This window comes from Marinobacter sp. L-13 (genome assembly GCF_056857715.1).
On sequence record NZ_JBSXNQ010000056.1, the window covers coordinates 54203 to 71663 of the forward strand.

General features: G+C 58.8%; 18 protein-coding genes. 6 read left to right on the forward strand and 12 right to left on the reverse strand.

Annotated features, from left to right (window positions below):
• Positions 1 to 125: 125 nt before the first annotated feature.
• A complete protein-coding gene (gene speE / locus AC13DD_RS12140; RefSeq protein WP_008173265.1) occupies positions 126 to 1007 on the forward strand; it encodes a polyamine aminopropyltransferase in 882 nt (293 codons plus the stop codon).
• A 74-nt stretch (positions 1008 to 1081) separates the two neighbouring features.
• Here speE and AC13DD_RS12145 read toward each other — a convergent pair whose 3' ends face one another.
• Together AC13DD_RS12145 and glnK are read right to left on the reverse strand one after the other, a co-directional pair.
• Entirely contained in the window at positions 1082 to 2365 is a 1284-nt protein-coding gene (locus AC13DD_RS12145) for an ammonium transporter (protein WP_008173267.1), read from the reverse strand.
• 73 nt (positions 2366 to 2438) lie between these two features.
• Positions 2439 to 2777: a P-II family nitrogen regulator gene (gene glnK, locus AC13DD_RS12150; RefSeq protein ID WP_008173268.1), complete on the reverse strand. Its 339-nt coding sequence runs from the start codon at positions 2775 to 2777 to the stop codon at positions 2439 to 2441.
• A 381-nt stretch (positions 2778 to 3158) separates the two neighbouring features.
• Here glnK and AC13DD_RS12155 point away from each other — a divergent pair, with 381 nt between their 5' ends.
• The 3 genes from AC13DD_RS12155 (at position 3159) to trmB (ending at position 5813) form a co-directional block, all read left to right on the forward strand.
• Complete coding sequence (locus AC13DD_RS12155) at positions 3159 to 3413, forward strand: accessory factor UbiK family protein (protein WP_008173270.1); 255 nt, start codon at positions 3159 to 3161, stop codon at positions 3411 to 3413.
• 63 nt (positions 3414 to 3476) lie between these two features.
• The gene (locus AC13DD_RS12160; protein ID WP_273018330.1) at positions 3477 to 5009 is read left to right on the forward strand and encodes a YifB family Mg chelatase-like AAA ATPase; all 1533 of its coding nucleotides are present in this window, start codon (positions 3477 to 3479) and stop codon (positions 5007 to 5009) included.
• 72 nt (positions 5010 to 5081) lie between these two features.
• Positions 5082 to 5813, forward strand: coding sequence for a tRNA (guanosine(46)-N7)-methyltransferase TrmB (trmB, locus tag AC13DD_RS12165; RefSeq protein ID WP_008174166.1), 732 nt, complete (start codon positions 5082 to 5084; stop codon positions 5811 to 5813).
• Between the two features lie 17 nt (positions 5814 to 5830).
• Here the strand turns inward: trmB and AC13DD_RS12170 are convergent, their stop codons facing one another.
• The 10 genes from AC13DD_RS12170 to AC13DD_RS12215 form a co-directional block, all read right to left on the reverse strand.
• Positions 5831 to 6364 carry a hypothetical protein gene (locus AC13DD_RS12170; RefSeq protein ID WP_008174168.1) on the reverse strand — a complete coding sequence of 178 codons (534 nt, stop codon included), beginning with the start codon at positions 6362 to 6364 and terminating at the stop codon, positions 5831 to 5833.
• Complete coding sequence (gene hemW, locus AC13DD_RS12175; protein ID WP_273071545.1) at positions 6364 to 7530, reverse strand: radical SAM family heme chaperone HemW; 1167 nt, start codon at positions 7528 to 7530, stop codon at positions 6364 to 6366. Before hemW ends, AC13DD_RS12170 begins: the two co-directional genes overlap by 1 nt.
• A 5-nt stretch (positions 7531 to 7535) precedes the next feature.
• Positions 7536 to 8135: an RdgB/HAM1 family non-canonical purine NTP pyrophosphatase gene (gene rdgB / locus AC13DD_RS12180; protein ID WP_008174172.1), complete on the reverse strand. Its 600-nt coding sequence runs from the start codon at positions 8133 to 8135 to the stop codon at positions 7536 to 7538.
• Positions 8136 to 8141: 6 nt separating this feature from the next.
• On the reverse strand, positions 8142 to 8597 hold the full coding sequence (locus AC13DD_RS12185; RefSeq protein WP_273018333.1) for a DUF4426 domain-containing protein: 456 nt from the start codon (positions 8595 to 8597) through the stop codon (positions 8142 to 8144).
• A gap of 2 nt (positions 8598 to 8599) precedes the next feature.
• Complete coding sequence (gene metW / locus AC13DD_RS12190; RefSeq protein WP_008174176.1) at positions 8600 to 9199, reverse strand: methionine biosynthesis protein MetW; 600 nt, start codon at positions 9197 to 9199, stop codon at positions 8600 to 8602.
• The gene (metX, locus tag AC13DD_RS12195; protein ID WP_008174179.1) at positions 9196 to 10344 is read right to left on the reverse strand and encodes a homoserine O-succinyltransferase MetX; all 1149 of its coding nucleotides are present in this window, start codon (positions 10342 to 10344) and stop codon (positions 9196 to 9198) included. The genes metW and metX overlap by 4 nt, the downstream gene beginning before the upstream one ends.
• Positions 10345 to 10472: 128 nt before the next feature.
• Positions 10473 to 12437 carry a dynamin family protein gene (locus AC13DD_RS12200; RefSeq protein ID WP_008174181.1) on the reverse strand — a complete coding sequence of 655 codons (1965 nt, stop codon included), beginning with the start codon at positions 12435 to 12437 and terminating at the stop codon, positions 10473 to 10475.
• Positions 12438 to 12680: 243 nt separating this feature from the next.
• Positions 12681 to 13265: a YggT family protein gene (locus AC13DD_RS12205; RefSeq protein ID WP_008174183.1), complete on the reverse strand. Its 585-nt coding sequence runs from the start codon at positions 13263 to 13265 to the stop codon at positions 12681 to 12683.
• Positions 13266 to 13287: 22 nt separating this feature from the next.
• Positions 13288 to 14121 (reverse strand): pyrroline-5-carboxylate reductase, encoded by an 834-nt coding sequence (gene proC, locus AC13DD_RS12210; protein WP_014575886.1) that lies wholly within the window; start codon positions 14119 to 14121, stop codon positions 13288 to 13290.
• A gap of 61 nt (positions 14122 to 14182) precedes the next feature.
• Positions 14183 to 14887 (reverse strand): YggS family pyridoxal phosphate-dependent enzyme, encoded by a 705-nt coding sequence (locus AC13DD_RS12215; protein WP_104271533.1) that lies wholly within the window; start codon positions 14885 to 14887, stop codon positions 14183 to 14185.
• A gap of 140 nt (positions 14888 to 15027) precedes the next feature.
• Between AC13DD_RS12215 and AC13DD_RS12220 the strand changes: the two genes are divergently transcribed.
• Both AC13DD_RS12220 and AC13DD_RS12225 read left to right on the forward strand, forming a co-directional pair.
• Positions 15028 to 16062, forward strand: a complete 1035-nt coding sequence (locus AC13DD_RS12220; protein ID WP_008174189.1) for a type IV pilus twitching motility protein PilT — start codon at positions 15028 to 15030, stop codon at positions 16060 to 16062.
• A gap of 218 nt (positions 16063 to 16280) precedes the next feature.
• The gene (locus tag AC13DD_RS12225; protein WP_008174191.1) at positions 16281 to 17402 is read left to right on the forward strand and encodes a PilT/PilU family type 4a pilus ATPase; all 1122 of its coding nucleotides are present in this window, start codon (positions 16281 to 16283) and stop codon (positions 17400 to 17402) included.
• Positions 17403 to 17461 lie beyond the last annotated feature (59 nt).

The window sequence follows — 17461 nt, forward strand, 5'->3', positions numbered from 1 at the left end:
GGCTAAAAGAACCGGGCAGGGAAAATATCTGGCCGGTTGCCGCGATTATCGCTTTAGCTCACGGTAAGGCGTCCCTACAATACGCCCTTTTAACACAGCCCATGGCCCACATCGGGAGGCAAGACATGACAGCACTCAATGACGGCTGGTTTACCGAGGTATTCCAGGATCAGGGGACAGCGTTCTCCCTTCAGGTGAAAAAGAAGCTCCACGAGGAGCAGACACCGTTCCAGAAACTGGAGATCTACGAGACCGAGACCTTCGGCAACCTGATGGTTCTGGACGGCTGCGTGATGCTGACCACCCGCGATAACTTCCTGTACCACGAAATGATGACCCATCCGGCCCTGTTCACCCACCGGGACCCCAAAAAGGTGGTGATTGTCGGCGGCGGTGACTGTGGCACCCTGAAAGAGGTGCTCAAGCATCCGGGCGTTGAGGAAGCCTGGCAGGTGGAAATCGACGAGCGGGTAACCCGCATGTCGGAAAAATATTTTCCGGAGCTTTGCGAAGCGAACAGTGACCCGCGCGCCAATTTCTTCTTCGGAGATGGTATCCAGTGGATGCGGGACATTGAGCCGAACAGTGTCGACCTCATTATTATCGACAGCACCGATCCTGTCGGCCCGGCCGAAGGCCTGTTTGCCCTGGATTTTTACCGGGATGCCATGTTGGCGCTTCGAGAAGGCGGCATTATTGTCCAGCAGAGCGAATCACCGCTGCTGCACACCGACAGCATCATCAAGGGCATTCACGAGGACATGCGTAAGGCCGGATTCGAGCATGTGCAGACCATGCCATTCCCGCAACCGGTCTACCCCACCGGCTGGTGGAGCTGCACCATGGCCAGCAAGGAAAACCCGATCAAATACTTCCGCGAGGAAGATGCCAACAACCGGCCGTTCGTGACCCGATACTATAATTCCGGGGTTCATCACGGTGCCCTGGCGATGCCCCAGTTCATGGTGGATGCACTGGAAGATGAGGTCCGTCCGGAAGAAGGTTAAGGGGAAAGCGGGCAGACAAAGCAGACAAAAAAAGGGCGCCAGATGGCGCCCTTTTTCGTTGCTCGTGTCAACGATTACTGCTTGCCGCTGACAAACTCCGGATAGGCTTCCATGCCGCACTCGGACAGATCCACACCTTCGTACTCGTCTTCCTCGGAAACCCTGATGCCCATGACGGCTTTCAGGATGCCCCAGACGATCAGGCTGGTGACGAACACCCAGATGAAGATGGTGAGCATGCCGACCAGCTGACCCATGAAGGTAGCGTCTGCGTCGGACAGGAGAACCGCGAAGATACCCCAGATACCCACCACGCCGTGGACAGAGATGGCACCGACCGGGTCGTCAATGCGCAGCTTGTCCATGGTTACGATGGAGAAGACAACCAGGGTGCCGCCAATGGCGCCGATGATGGTGGCCAGCAGGGGAGAAGGATCCGCCGGCTCTGCAGTGATGGCAACCAGGCCAGCCAGGGCACCGTTCAGGGCCATGGTCAGGTCCGCTTTGCCGAACATCAGGCGTGCCACGATCAGGGCGGCAATCAGGCCACCGGCTGCAGCTGCGTTGGTGTTCAGGAACACGTTGGCAACTTCGTTGGCGACACCGATGCCACCCAGCTTCAGGGTGGAGCCGCCGTTAAAGCCGAACCAGCCCATCCAGAGGATGAAGGTACCAAGCGTTGCCAGGGGCAGGTTGGCGCCCGGGAAGGCACGGATTTCGCCTTTGGCGCCGTACTTGCCTTTACGGGCACCGAGGAGAAGAACGCCTGCCAGGGCCGCTGCTGCGCCTGCCATGTGAACGATACCGGAACCGGCGTAGTCGCTGTAGCTCAGCTCGTACATGCCGAATACCGCGTCGCCGTTCCAGGTCCAGGAACCCTGCATCGGGTAGATGAAGCCACACATAACGATGGCGAAAGCCAGGAAGGCCCAGAGCTTCATGCGCTCAGCCACGGCGCCGGAAACGATGGACATGGCGGTTGCAACGAAAACAACCTGGAAGAAGAAGTCAGAAGCGCCACTGTATTCGCCCATGTCGCCGAAGCCGGCTTCAGTGGAGGCTGCAATAACGCCCGCGATCGCTGCGTCGTCCATCTCGGCAACGGTTGTTACACCGCTCAGGAAGATACCGCCGTCGTACATGATGTCGTAGCCGACAATCAGGTACATGGTACAGGCGACCGCAAACAGGGCCACGTTCTTGGTCAGGATTTCAGTGGTGTTCTTGGCACGCACCAGGCCGGCTTCCAGCATGGCAAAGCCAGCGGCCATCCACATGACCAGGGCACCGCAAATCAGGAAGTAAAAGGTATCCAGCGCATACTGGAGTTCAAAAATGTGATTAAGATTGCTTTCCATATGAAGCCCTCCGCACGAGGCTTTTCAGGTTATAAATTTTTTTGCGTTGGCTGATCGAAAAATCAGAGCTGGTTCAGACCGCTTCTTCGCCGGTTTCGCCAGTCCGGATCCGGATGGCTTGAGCCAGTTCAGTCACGAAGATCTTGCCGTCACCGATCTTGCCGGTGTTGGCCGCCTTGGTGATGGACTCGATAACTTGGTCCAGAAGGTTGTCGCCGATAGCAACTTCCACCTTCACCTTGGGCAGGAAATCCACCACGTATTCCGCGCCACGATAGAGTTCTGTGTGGCCTTTTTGCCGACCGAAGCCTTTGACTTCAGTGACGGTTACGCCTTGAACGCCAATCTCGGATAATGCCTCACGGACATCGTCCAATTTGAAAGGCTTGATGATCGCTGTCACAAGTTTCATTGCTTTCTCCTTGGTAAAGCCGTCTCAACAGTGAGGGCCCGTCGGCCGGTTGTTGAGCTCGGGATGCTGCCACCTCGCACACCAATCGTGCGGATTGCGTACGAGAGCTTTAGCATCGGGTATGCCAACGCAAAAAAATATATTTAAAACAACAGGCTACGATATCCGCGTACCAGAATGGCGCAAAGTTGTGCACCAAAATGAAGCGGGTAGCCGGCCAGTGAGCCAAATTGGAGCGGGCTGCCTGACCGTTCGACCGCTATTATAGGGCCGACCGCCTACAGTATGGCAGGGGCTGCGGTGTGATACACTCCTGCAAACCGGTAACAGGCCCTCTCTTTTAGTCGAAGCCGGATATTTCAGAAATGTGTGAGGTGATGTGTGAAAGGTCCACAGGATATTTTTGCTCAGCTGCAGGGCCAGTTTGGCCAGTTTGTACCGGACATGGCCCGCGCTGCACGGGAAGATTTTGAAACCCAGGCCCGGGCCACCGTGATGTCCGTCCTGTCCCGCCTGGAGTTGGTAACGAGGGAAGAGTTCGACGCCCAGCAGGCGGTCCTGCTGAAGACCCGTGAAAAGGTGGACGCACTCGAGAAGCGGGTAGCCGAACTGGAAAATTCCCTGCCAAAACAGTAAACCACGGACACGCCCGGCAGGACGCCGGGCAAGCAGTTCCGGTCATTACCATGGAAGGTTGTCATGCTTGCTATCGTTCATTCCCGCGCCACCATTGGCGTGTCGGCGCCCGCCGTTACCGTTGAAGTCCATCTCTCAGGCGGCTTGCCTGCGCTCTCGATTGTGGGGCTGCCGGAAACCGGTGTAAGGGAGAGCAAAGAGCGTGTTCGCAGTGCCCTTCTGAACGCCGGGTTCGAGTTCCCCGCCCGGAGAATCACCATTAATCTTGCCCCTGCCGACTTGCCCAAAGAGGGTGGTCGCTTTGATCTGCCTATTGCCCTGGGCATTCTGGCGGCCTCGGGCCAGATTCCGGCCGAGAGCCTTTCGGACTGCGAATTTCTCGGCGAATTGTCCCTTGATGGTGCATTGAGGCCGCTTAAAGGCGTGCTGCCGGCGGTATTAGCCGCCCGGCAGGAGCAACGAAACCTGCTGGTTCCCCAGGGCAATGCCGAGGAGGCGGCCCTGGCCAGCCAGGGTGACGTTCTGGCTTCCGGCCACCTGCTGGCCGTGTGCGAGCACCTGAGTGGCCGCGCCCGCCTGGTGCCGGTGCCCAGGTCCTCGCTGGAACAGGCGCCGGGCAGCAACAGGGAAGTGCCGGACCTGTCGGATGTCCGTGGTCAGCGAGTTCCCCGCCGTGCACTGGAAGTGGCTGCGGCAGGCAGCCACAATCTGCTGTTCTTCGGCCCACCGGGAACCGGCAAGAGTATGCTGGCCAGTCGTTTGCCCGGCATTCTTCCGGGGCTGGATGATGGCTCCGCCATGGAAGTCGCCAGCGTGCATTCGGTGGCCGGGCTGCCGATTCGGGCCGGGGGCTGGCGCCAGCCGCCTTTCCGGGCGCCCCATCATACCGCTTCAGCGGTGGCCCTGGTGGGCGGCGGCAGCAGCCCGAGGCCCGGAGAAATCTCACTGGCTCACCGGGGCGTACTGTTTCTCGACGAGTTGCCAGAGTTTGAACGCCGGGTGCTGGAGGTCCTGCGTGAGCCGATGGAAACCGGCGAAATCTCGATCAGCCGGGCAGCACGGCAGGTGAATTTTCCGGCGCGATTTCAGGTCGTGGCTGCAATGAATCCCTGCCCCTGTGGCTACAGTGGTCATCCCACCATCGAGTGTCAGTGTACGCCGCAACAGGTTACCCGTTACCGGTCGAAAATTTCCGGCCCCCTTCTGGACAGGTTTGATCTGCATGTGGAGGTGCCTGTGCAGGGTGGCGACGTATTGATGCAGTCGGGCGGGGATGGCGAAACCAGCGCCACCGTCCGGGAGCGTGTCCTGATTGCCAGAGCCCGGCAATCAGAGCGGGGTTGCCTGAATGCGGCCTTGTCCGGGCGTGCGTTGCAGGCTGCGTGCCGGCTGGATCGCCAGGGCGAGCAGTTGCTCACCGGTGCCATGGAAAAGCTGGGGCTTTCGGCCCGTGCACTGCACCGCATATTGCGAGTTGCCCGAACGCTTGCCGATCTTGAAGGCAGCGAGGAGCTACGACAGAGCCATCTGGTTGAGGCTCTGGGTTACCGGCAGCTCGACCGACAGCAGGGCCGCAACTCGGTGGTCTCCGCCTGAGCGACAACACTCTGGTAAACTGTTGGCAAATCCCGTTAACCATGACCCGCTGCCTGCGGTTAAGGATTGCAGATGACAGACCATAAAGAACCGCAAGATCCCAAAGAGGCCGCCGATTCGCCGGTCACCACCCGTCGCGGTGTGCGCAGCTTTGTTTTGCGCCAGGGCCGGATGACGGAAGGCCAGAAAAAGGCGTTCGAGCGGAGCTGGCCGAAGTACGGGCTGACCCGTGAGGACGGAATGATTGATCCCAGGGAAGTGTTCGGCCGCGACAACATGCTGAACCTGGAAATCGGTTTTGGTATGGGGCGGTCCCTGGCCGACATGGCTGAGGCCGCTCCCGAACAGGATTTTATCGGGGTTGAAGTTCATCAGCCCGGTGTTGGCGCGTTGCTCAAGGAGATCGAGGACCGTGGCCTGGAAAACGTCCGGATTTACAGTATTGATGCCAACGATGTGATTGACCTCTGCCTTCCGGATGCGTGCCTGGATCGCGTGATGGTGTTCTTCCCCGATCCCTGGCACAAGAAAAAGCATCACAAGCGCCGGCTGATCCAGCACGAGTTTGTCCAGCGGGTTCGTCACAAGTTGAGGGTAGGCGGCATTCTGCACCTGGCGACCGACTGGGAGAATTATGCCGAGCATATGCTCGAGGTGATGAGCGAGTCCGAGGGCTTTGCCAACACCCAGGAGACCGGTGGCTATTCACCGCGCCCTGACGACCGTCCAATTACCAAGTTTGAGAAGCGGGGCGAAACCCTCGGTCACGGTGTCTGGGACCTGTTGTTCTATCGCACCAATTAAGAGGCGTTGATCGGGGGTCAGTGATGCGCGAGCGGGTGGCGCCGTGACGCCCGGATGATGACCAGCCCGGCGATGCCGAGCGTGAGCGCCGTGAATTTGATGAGTGCGCATAGGGTTGCGGACAGGCTCATCTCATCGGTGGGCGGGTTGAAATTGTTCAGCAACAGAATGTTCTCTGCACCGTCGCTCAGGCCGGCAGTTGCGAACAGGGCCCGTACCCAACGGGCACCCACCCGCTCGCGAATGCCGGGGCGATCACGGGTAAAGTGCCGGGTAAGATGAATCAGGGCCAGCATGTAGGCAGGAATGAACAGGAAGTCCAGCCACAGCGAAACCTTCGCCCAGGCAACCCCTTCGCTTCCCCAGCTGCGAAAAATGGCGTGGGCCTGATCGGCAGTCCCGGCCAGCTGATAGCTCACGATACCCTGGGGTGCTGATGCCGTCTGCAGAGGCTGGTTGACCATAAGCAGAGCGAACAGCAGCACGGCAGCCACGACCAGGCTGGCTTTCAGGCTTTTGGGAAATGCTGCCACTCCGTGTGCAGGGTCCATTACAGAAAACGCTCCAACAGGCTGTTAAGGTATCTCTGGCCCAGGTCGGTTGCCTGGAGTCGATCGCTTACCAGCAGCTTTTCATTCCGCAGTTGTTCAAGTTTTACTCCAACTGTTGTCAGGGGTAAACCCGTTCGTTCAGAAAAAAGGCTTTCATCCACTCCTTCTTTCAGTCTGAGGGCGTTCATCAGGAATTCCAGCGGCAGATCGTCCACGGCAATCGCATCAGAACCGGCCGTTCGGCTGCCGATCCGGTTCAGGTAAGCGTCCGGCTGCCGGGTCTTCCAGTATCGCCTGATACCCCCGTCCACCAGGCTGATCTTGCCGTGGGCCCCAGCCCCGAGGGCCAGGTAGTCCCCGAACGTCCAGTAGTTCAGATTGTGACGGGAGGCCCTTCCCTGGAGGCTCCAGGCCGAGACTTCGTAATCCTCGTAGCCGTGTTGGTGCAGGTAATCGGAACCCCGGCGATAGATGTCCCAGAGATGATCGTCGTCGGGCAGTTCTGGCGGACGGCTGTAAAACTCGGTATTGGGCTCGAGGGTCAGCTGGTACCAGGAGAGATGCGGTGGTTTGTAGTCCAGGGCAGTCTGGATGTCCTCAAGTGCCTGCCCGGGCGTCTGGCCCGGCAGACCGTGCATCAGATCGATATTGAAGTTATCGAACCCGGCACGGCGAGCGGCGCGTATGGCCCGGTGGGCGGCATCGGCATCGTGAATGCGCCCCAGCGTTTTGAGATGGTCGGGATTGAAACTCTGGACCCCGATGGACAGACGGTTGATGCCCGCTGCCCGGAACGCGTCGAACCGGCCGGCTTCGAGCGTGCCGGGGTTGGCTTCCAGGGTAATTTCGGGATTTGTGGCGAAGGCAAGGCGTGCCCGCAGTTCCCTGAACAGGCGATCGTAGAAGTCGCCGCTCATCAGGGACGGAGTGCCGCCTCCGATGAACACGGTCTCTATTGGTCGATCGGTGGCAAAGGCCAGGTCCTGGTCGAGATCTTCGAGCAGAGCCTGCAGATAGGCGGATTCCGGGATTGTCCCGGTGAAAGCGTGGGAGTTGAAGTCACAGTAGGGGCACTTCCGCACGCACCAGGGTACGTGAATATAGAGGCTCAACGGCGGCCTAACCGCCGCTGGCTGCTGATCGTCCCCGGGGCTGGTATTACTCAACTGTTTCAGGCCTCGGCCTTCAGCTGATCCAGCAGAATCTTCAGGGCGCGTCCGCGGTGGCTGATGCTGCCCTTTTCGGCGCGGGACAGTTCCGCCGCACTGCAGCCATGCTCTGGTGCCAGGAACACCGGGTCATAACCGAAGCCGCCATCGCCCTGAGGGGATCTGAGGATCGAGCCCGGCCAGCGGCCATGGCAGATGATCGGGGTCGGGTCTTCGGCATGGCGCAGGTATACCAGCACACAGTGAAACTGGGCGCCCCGTTGCCCGTCCGGCACGCCCGCCATGGCGTCCAGCAGGGCGTCCACATTGTCCTGATCGGTTGCATCATCGCCGGCAAAGCGGGCAGAGCGCACGCCCGGGCGGCCTTCAAGCGCGTCCACCGCCAGACCACTGTCGTCAGCGAGTGCTGGCAGCCCGGTTTCCCGGGCCGCGTGGCGCGCCTTGAGAATCGCGTTTTCTACAAAGGTGACCGCCGGCTCCTCGGCTTCACCGACGCCCAGTTCGCCCTGGGCAATCGGCGTCATGCCAAGAGGTGCCAGGAGCTCGGTCAACTCGGCGATTTTGCCCCTGTTATTGCTGGCGATGACAAGTCGGTTGGTCATATAGGCTTAATCGCTGAACAGTGTGTGAGCAAACCGTACCGCCAGGTCCTGCTGGTGTCCGGTAGGGCGTGCGGTAATATTGAAAGTCATCAGTTCGCCGGAGGAATACTGATACTTGGCAATAAAGTACACGGAGTCGCCCTCCTGGATGCGGCGGAACGCCAGGAAGCGTACCTGCTGGACATCGTTGGTTACCTTGCCCTCGACCTGGCCGCTCACCGGGGACATTGAGCCATCGTCGTTTTCCTCCATGATGGAGATATTGACGATGCCTATGCCCTTGCTCCGCTGAAGATTATTGGCCTGGGCGACTTCCGGAGCCAGGAAGGTGCTGGGCAGGACACTCCAGAGTACCTTGTAGTCTCCGAAATCCTTCGAGCCGGCCTGTGCCTGCAGGCTGAACAGGCCAATCAGCGTGATTGCCAGCAGCGTACGGAATGTGGAAAAGGTTTTTGCGATCATTGCTAGGTCTCCCGTGTGATTCGGTAAATGGCAATTTCGCCCAACAAGTTCGGCCAGAGACGAGCCAGCCAACTGTTCTGGTGCTGGCCATCAACCACCCGGCGGCTTTTGATCCTGATGCCTTTCTGACGGCACAGTGCCTCAAAATCCTTGAAGGTGCACAACCTTATGTTGGGCGTGTTATACCATTTATACGGCAGTGCCTCGGATTCGGGCATACGACCGCTCAAAGTCAGTCCCCAGCGCAATCGCCAATGAGCAAAGTTGGGGAAGGTCACGATGCCTTCGCTGCCAACCCGCAGCATTTCATCCAGTACCCTGTCAGGACGCCGGACCGCCTGAAGCGCCTGGGTCATCAGAACAATATCGAAACTGCCATCTTCAAAGTTCCCCAGCCCCTGGGTGTCCAGGTTCTGTTCGATAACCGCCACTCCGCGGCCCATGCAGGCGGTGATGTGGTCCGGGTTTATCTCCAGGCCGAAGCCACTGGCACCCCGTTCCCGCTGGAGGAAATCAAGAAGAGTGCCGTCGCCACAGCCCAGGTCCAGAACATGGTGGCCGGGCTGAACCCACTGCTGGATGATTTCGAGATCCGGTCTCATGCGCCGACCTCCCGTGCTACCCGGTCCATATAGGCGTTAAAGATGTCAGTGTACCGCGGGGTCGGAATCAGAAACGCGTCGTGCCCCCAGGGTGCGTCCACCTCGGCGTAGCTGACCTTCCTGCGCGCGCCAATCATGGCATTGACCATTTCTTCCGAGCGGGCCGGCGTGAAGCGCCAGTCGGTGCTGAATGACAACACCAGGTATTCGCAACTGGCCGCTGCCAGTGCTTTCGAGAGGTCGCCGCCAAACTCGTAGGCCGGATCAAAGTAGTCCAGGGCACGGGTCATCAACAGGTAGGTGTTGGCGTCAAACGATTCGGAAAAGCGTTCGCCCTGATAGCGGAGGTAGCTCTCGACCTGGAACTCCGCGTCATAACCAAACTTGTAAGCCTGGTCACGGAGTTCGCGGCCAAATTTCTCGCCCATGGAGGCATCAGACAGATACGTGATATGGCCAACCATCCGCGCCAGCATAAGACCACGCCTGGGAACCGTATCAAAGTCGTAATAGCGCCCGTCGTGAAACTCCCGATCAGAGGTTATTGCCTGGCGTGCCACTTCATTGAAGGCAATATTCTGGGCGGTCAATCGCGGAGTGGACGCAATCACCACCGCATGCCGCAGGCGATCGGGGTAGTCCAGGCTCCACTGCAGGGCCTGCATGCCGCCGAGGGAACCGCCAACAACGGCCGCCCAGCATTGAATGCCGAGCCGATCTGCCAGCAGCGCCTGACTCTTGACCCAGTCGCCCACGGTGATAACCGGAAACTCCGGGCCAAACGGCTTTCCGGTTTCGGGATTGATGCTGTTGGGGCCGGTGCTGCCGTGGCAGCCCCCCAGATTGTTCAGGCTGACAACAAAAAAACGATCGGTATCGATGGGTTTTCCGGGGCCGATACAGCTGTCCCACCAGCCGGGTTTGCGGTCCTCGGCAGAGTGGTAGCCGGCCGCGTGGTGATGGCCACTCAAGGCATGGCAGATAAGAACGGCATTGCTGGCGTCGGCATTCAGGGTGCCGTAGGTTTCCACCACCAGGTCATAGTTTTCCAGGGACTGGCCGCAGGCCAGATCGATGGGAGCGTCGAAATGATAGGTCTGCGGGGAGACAATCCCGACAGAATCCGCAGGCAGGGTATCAGGCATCGGCGCGAATGGTTCCTGGTTCGATCCGTAAGTGTCTGGAAAAGCAATGACAAAGCCATCGCCAGCCCAGCAGTTTAAAGCCGGGGCGTGATGGCTGCAACCGCCTGAATGGTCGCGCTTGCGGGACACTACACAGCGCCGGAGATGTTCACCACTTTTTGCTGGATCAGGGTGGGGGCCGGTTTGCGGATCTGGCGCTGCATCGCGTCGGCCAGTTCCAGTTGCCTGCGCAGGTCGGCAATGGTGTTGGTCAGGCGCAGGCGCTCGGTGCGGCTGTCCTTGTCGTTGCGGACCATATCGCGAAGGCGCCGGATCTGGTGCTCCAGAAGCTGCTTCTGCTCCATGGAATACTGCATGATCGGTAGCAGGGCTTCCGATGGCCAGCGCTCAACGTCCTGGCGTACACGGGCATGCAGTGTGCGGGCTTCGCCCACCATGACATTGAAAAAACGGCGAACCAGGACCGACTGCTCGGTGAGCAGGTTCTTCGGACTGATGCGGAAGCGTCTCGCTTTTTTGCGCAACTCGCGGATGGCAATAACATGGCGCCCGGCCCGCAGCGGGATGGGCTCAAGGTGACGTGCCCGGTTGTCTTCGTTATAGCGACGGTAAATCGCGCCCACCATTTTTTCGGCCAGGTGCCCTTCGCTCAGAAGGTTGGTCAAGTCGCTTTCGAGCAGTTCGAAAAACTGATCCATGGCGCGGTTCATCCCCGCAGTGGTCCAGCTCTTCGACATACTGGTACGTACATGTTCCGCATGGGCTTCGAAGCGGTCTTCGCTCACCAGCTTCTTCAACAGGTCGCCCTGGGAGTCCATGAGGCGACGGCTGGAGCGCAGGGTGATCAGCTTCTTGTAGTAAAAGTCGTAGTCTTTCTGGGCGCGTTCTGCGAGGCGGCCCAGCGCTGCCTTGTCCATGGTAACGCCCGCGCACGCCTGAAGCTCTTCCTCCAGGGATTCGAGGCGGTACTGCATTGCTGCCTGGCTGTTCTGGAGCATGCCCAGCAGGTCGTTGATCAGACTCTGGGTGATCAGCTGTTCCTTGTGCATGAGGATGCGCTGGATAATCAGCTGCTCAAGCTGATTGATATTGGAACGGTCGAACAGGTCGTTGTCTTTCTTCACCCTTGCGACCAGCCCCTGCTTGGCAGAAACCGGGATGACATCGTGCTGGCGCATGCCCAGGTGGTCGGCCGTATAACCGCGCACCCGCTCAATCGCCTCGTTAGTGTGGCGCTCGCCCTGGAGGTCATCCCAGAGCACGTCGATCTTGTTCAGCACGGCAAAGCGGCCGGCGCGATGATCGGCGTGCTGGGTGTCGATGTGCTCTTTCCAGATGGTCATGTCGCTGGCAGTCACACCGGTGTCGGCACTCAGCACAAAGATCACCGCATGGGCGCGGGGCAGCATGCTGATCGTCAGCTCCGGCTCGGAGCCAAGAGCATTCAGGCCCGGCGTATCGAGGATCCGCAGGCCGCGCTCGAACAGGGGGTGGCGGATGCTGATCTGTGCGTTCCGCCAGGCAGGTACGAGTACATTGCCCGGGTTGTTGCGATCATTCTCGAGCATGCCTTCGTCGAAGCCGAGTGCGCGAGCCTCCTCAGGTGGCACACTCTTGACGCGGGCAACCTCGGCAAGCACCTCCCGCATGATCTCAGGGTCGCGCTCATCCAGCTCATGTTTGACCCAGCGTTCCGGCTGCTTGCGCAACTGCTGCAGGGACAGTTCGCCGTTTCGGGTCTCGATGGGAAGCAGGAGCAGGTAGTTTTCATTGGCGCTGCGATCGAAGAACAGCTCCGTGGGGCACATGGTCGTGCGCCCCGCCTGGGACGGCAGCATGCGCTGGCCATACTCGGAGAAGAACAGGGCGTTGATCAGTTCGGTTTTACCGCGGGAGTATTCGCCGACAAACGCAATGGTCAGTTCATCCTCAATCAGCAGCTCCAGCCCGTGGCGTATGCGGGTGCTGACATCGTCGGAGAACAGATTGTTATCCTGCAGCCACAGCCGGTACCTGCCGATCTGGCGGATCAGCTCTTTTTTCCAGTTGTGATAAGCCTCTACCTGCTGCGACAGAGTTCCCTGTTGGTTCATCGGATTTTCCTTCTGCGCGACTTCCTGGTATCCCGCTCAGAACGGGGTGCTCACGGGTGACGGATTAATTACCGTTAATACTATCCTGTTATTTCCAAGTTTGTGGCTGGGCCGGAGTGGAAGAAGTGGCCAAACTTGCCGGAAATTCACTAAAAAAGCTGCAAAATCAGTTACATGACTTTGCAGCTCGGGAATGATGGATTTCGTGGCTAAGTGTTACAAAATGTATATTTGAGACGGCGTTTACATACCGAGCCCGATGGAGCCGAGGCCTGCGGCCATTTTCATGTGTTCAATCACCACTGAGATCACGTTCAGAATCAGGAAAACGATGATGGGTGACAGGTCCAGGCCGCCCATGGAGGGCATGATATTGCGCACCGGGCGCATGACCGGCTCGGTGATCTGGGCGACCAGCTGGATGGCCGGATGGCCGCTGCCCGGCGCGATCCAACTGACGACGACCACTGCAATTACCGACCAGAAATAGATCTTCACGATCAGGTCCAGTACGTTCAGTACCGCCCACACCAGCAGCGTAATCGGATTTATGGCCGGAATGCCGCCGTTCAGCGCCACCAGGATCAGGAAGAAGGTGATGCCCTGAATGATGACTGCAAGAACCAGCGAAGCTCCATCGAAACCGCCCAGGCCAGGAATAACCCGCTGTAGCGGGCGTAGCGGTGGATTGGTGGCCTTGACCACGAATTGAGTGATGGGATTGTAGAAGTCGGCCCTGGCCAGTTGAAGCAGGAACCGAAGCAGCACAATGGTCAGGTAAAAGGTGGATGCGATGAGCAGGATGGTAATCAGAATATCTGCCAGCATGAAGCCGTGTCTCCGTTATCGGTTACTGTTTGCCTGCCAGTTCTTTGGCCATTTCTTCCGAACGCTTGAAGGCGGCCTTGTACGCTTTGGCTACCAGATCGCGCATACCACCTTCCTCGAACGTGTTGATGGCCTGTTCGGTGGTTCCGCCAGGAGACATCACATTACGCTTGAGCTGGCCGGGATCGTGCTCGCTTCGACCGGCCATTTCCGCGGCTCCCGCCATGGTCTGGATAGCCAGTTCCCTCGCGGTTCCGGCGGCGATGCCAGCCTCGGTGGCCGCTTCCTCAAGCGCCTCAAGCATCAGGAAGAAATAGGCGGGGCCGCTGCCGGAGAGGGCGGTAACCGCGTGCAGCAGGTTTTCGTCCTCAACCCAGAGCGCTGACCCGATGCTTTCGAACACCGATTCCACCATCTTCTTCTGTTTGTCTTTCACTTCTTTGTTGGCAAACAGGCCTGCAGCCCCTTTGCCGACCAGGGACGGTGTGTTGGGCATTACCCGAACCATCGGCAGGCCGCCACCAAGCCAACCATCGAGGGTATCCGCTGTCAGGCCGGCGGCGATGGATACCATCAGTGGGCGAGTGTTCTGGACCACTGGTGCAATGTCGCGACAGACATCGGCCATGACCTGGGGTTTCACCGCCAGAACTACCATGTCAGCCTGCTGGGCGCAGTACCGGTTGTCTGTGGTGACGCTAACGCCGAAGCGCTTGCGGATTGTCTGCAGGTGCGCGTCATCCGGCGCGCTGACCCAGATATTGCCGGCCTTATAGCCGTTATCCAGCATACCGCCAATGATGGCGCTGGCCATGTTGCCGGCGCCAATAAAAGAAATGGTTGGTGATGTGCTCAAGGTTAACTCCCCGGTTGATCGGTTAAACGTCCGGCCCTGATCATAGCAGGAACCGGCCGGTTCAGCTCTTTACTGGGCGTTTGCCGAATAGGGCAGTGCCGACCCGTACCCAGGTGGCGCCTTCCGCAATCGCGACTTCCAGGTCGCCGGACATGCCTATCGACAGTGTGTCGAGTGGGCCGGCGTCGGGATGGTCTGACCGCAGCTGTTTCAGAGTATTGGCAAGTTTCCGGAAACTGGCTCTCAATCCTGCTTCAGGCTGATCCGGGTCCGGAATGGCCATCAGGCCTCGCAAGATGAGGTTCGGCAATTCGCCGATTTCGGCCACCAGATCCGGCAGCTCATCCAGAGTGCAGCCGGATTTGCTCTCTTCCTCATTAATATTGACCTGAAGACAGATATTCAATGGCGGCAGCGCAGGATCGCGCTGTTCGCTCAGGCGACGGGCAATCTTGAGTCGGTCGACGCTGTGCACCCAGGCAAAGGCGGAGGCCATCTGTCGCGTCTTGTTGGACTGGATCGGCCCGATGAAATGCCAGTCGACGCCCTCGAGATCTGAAAGCGCCTCGATCTTCTCGAGGGCCTCCTGGAGGTAGTTCTCACCAAAGGCCCGCTGCCCGGCAGCGAAGGCTTCCCGCAGGTCTTCCGGTGGTCGGGTTTTGCTGACGGCGAGCAAATGCACAGACCCGGGCGCACGGCCTGCCTGCAATGTTGCTTTTTGTATGCGTCGGGTTACGCTCCCGATGTTGTCTGCTATGCTGCTCATAGTGTGAGAATGCCACGCTCGGTCTGTCACTTGTACGGTGACACGTTACCCGCAGGTCACTGAAATGCCAAGTGAACCGCGCCGGGGCCCCGCCGGGCGGAAGCTACCGGGATAAAAGAAAAAGCCTTCCGAGGATTCCTATGGATATTACTGAACTGCTTGCCTTTTCGGCGAAACAGGGTGCGTCTGACTTGCACCTCTCTGCCGGTTTGCCCCCGATGATTCGTGTTGATGGTGATGTACGCCGCATCAACCTGCCGCCCATGGAGCACAAAGAAGTCCACGGGCTCATCTACGACATCATGAATGACAAGCAGCGTAAGGACTACGAGGAATTCCTGGAAACCGACTTCTCCTTCGAAGTTCCGGGCGTCGCCCGTTTCCGTGTTAACGCTTTTAACCAGAACCGTGGCGCAGGCGCCGTGTTCCGGACCATCCCTTCCAAAGTACTGACCATGGAAGATCTGGGTATGGGGCAGGTGTTCAAGGACGTGTCTTCAGTGCCCCGGGGGCTGGTTCTGGTGACCGGCCCGACCGGCTCGGGTAAGTCCACCACGCTGGCGGCGATGATCGATTACATCAACGACACCCGCTACGAACACGTTCTTACCATTGAAGACCCCATTGAATTTGTACACGACTCCAAGAAATGTCTGGTCAACCAGCGTGAAGTTCACCGCGATACCCTGGGCTTCAACGAAGCACTGCGTTCAGCACTGCGGGAAGACCCCGACATCATTCTGGTGGGTGAGCTTCGGGATCTGGAAACCATCCGCCTCGCGCTGACGGCGGCCGAAACGGGCCACCTTGTGTTCGGCACCCTGCACACCACCTCTGCCGCCAAGACCATTGACCGTGTGGTCGACGTGTTCCCGGCGGAGGAAAAGTCCATGGTGCGGTCGATGCTGTCAGAATCCCTGCAGGCAGTTATATCCCAGACCCTGATGAAGAAAATGGGCGGCGGCCGCATTGCCGCGCACGAGATCATGATTGGTACGTCTGCGATCCGGAACCTGATTCGGGAAGACAAGATTGCCCAGATGTACTCATCAATCCAGACCGGTGGTTCCCTGGGCATGCAAACGCTGGATCAGTGCCTCGAGCGGCTGCTGCAGAAAGGGCTTATTTCCCGAGAAGCAGCGCGGGCCAAGGCCAAGATGCCTGACAACTTTTAATCTGGTTTGCTCCTGAAACTGAATTATCGGTGCCGGGAGCAAAGGGGAATCAGTCAGACTCCCCGAATATGGTTTGACGGGTGGGGCGGGTACAGCTTCCCGGGACTGTCTGCAGCATGGATGCTGCAGTCAAGCGTACATGGACGTATTCACAGCGTGTCCCGGGAAGCTGTACCCGCCCCGCCCAGGCACCAAACGATGAAGGCTGGGTACAAAAAATGGAATTCGAAAAACTGTTACGGCTGATGGTGGAGAAGGGCGGTTCGGACCTGTTTATTACAGCGGGTGTGCCGCCGAGTATGAAGGTGAACGGGAAGGTTCTACCGGTCACCAAGAACGCGTTGACGCCGGAGCAGACCAGGGAGTTCGTTTACGGCGCCATGAACGACAAGCAGCGCGCCGAATTCGAGGAAACCCATGAGTGTAACTTCGCTATCAGTGCCCGTGGCATTGGCCGTTTCCGTGTTTCTGCCTTTTTCCAGCGCAACCTGTGCGGGATGGTGCTGCGTCGGATCGAGGTAAAGATCCCGCAAATCGATGATCTGTCGTTGCCGGAGGTAATCAAGGAACTGGCCATGACCAAGCGTGGCCTGATCATGTTCGTGGGCGCTACCGGTACCGGCAAGTCTACGTCCCTTGCGGCCATGCTCGGGCATCGTAACCGCAACAGCCGTGGCCACATCATTTCCATCGAAGACCCGATCGAATTCGTGCACCAGCATCAGGGTTGTATCGTCACCCAGCGCGAGGTGGGTATCGACACCGAGAGCTTTGAAGTGGCCCTGAAGAACACCCTGCGCCAGGCACCCGACGTTATTCTGATCGGTGAGGTTCGTACCCGGCAGACCATGGAATATTCCGTGCAATTCGCCGAGACCGGTCACCTGTGTCTGGCGACCCTGCACGCCAACAACGCCAACCAGGCGCTGGACCGGATCATCCAGTTCTTCCCGCCGGAACAGCACAACCAGATCTGGATGGACCTGTCCCTGAACCTCAAGGCGATCGTGGCTCAGCAGCTGGTGCCAACGCCAGATGGCAAGGGCCGTAAGGCGGTTATCGAGGTGCTGATCAATACCCCGCTGGTATCGGACCTCATCCGGAAGGGCGAGGTGCATCGGCTGAAAGAGCTGATGTCCAAATCCAACGAATCCGGCATGCAGACCTTTGACCAGGCGCTTTATCAGCTCTATGCAGAAGGGTCGATTACTTATGAGGACGCCCTGGCTCATGCTGATTCTGCTAACGACCTGCGCCTGATGATCAAACTGGGTGCCGACGCCCAGGGAGCCGACAAGCTCTCGTCTTCCGTCGACAAGCTTTCCATTCAGGATGACTGAATACCGGCTGAGCATAAGACGTTGGTCGTAGAAAGTTAGGGCCCCGAACCGTTAGGGAT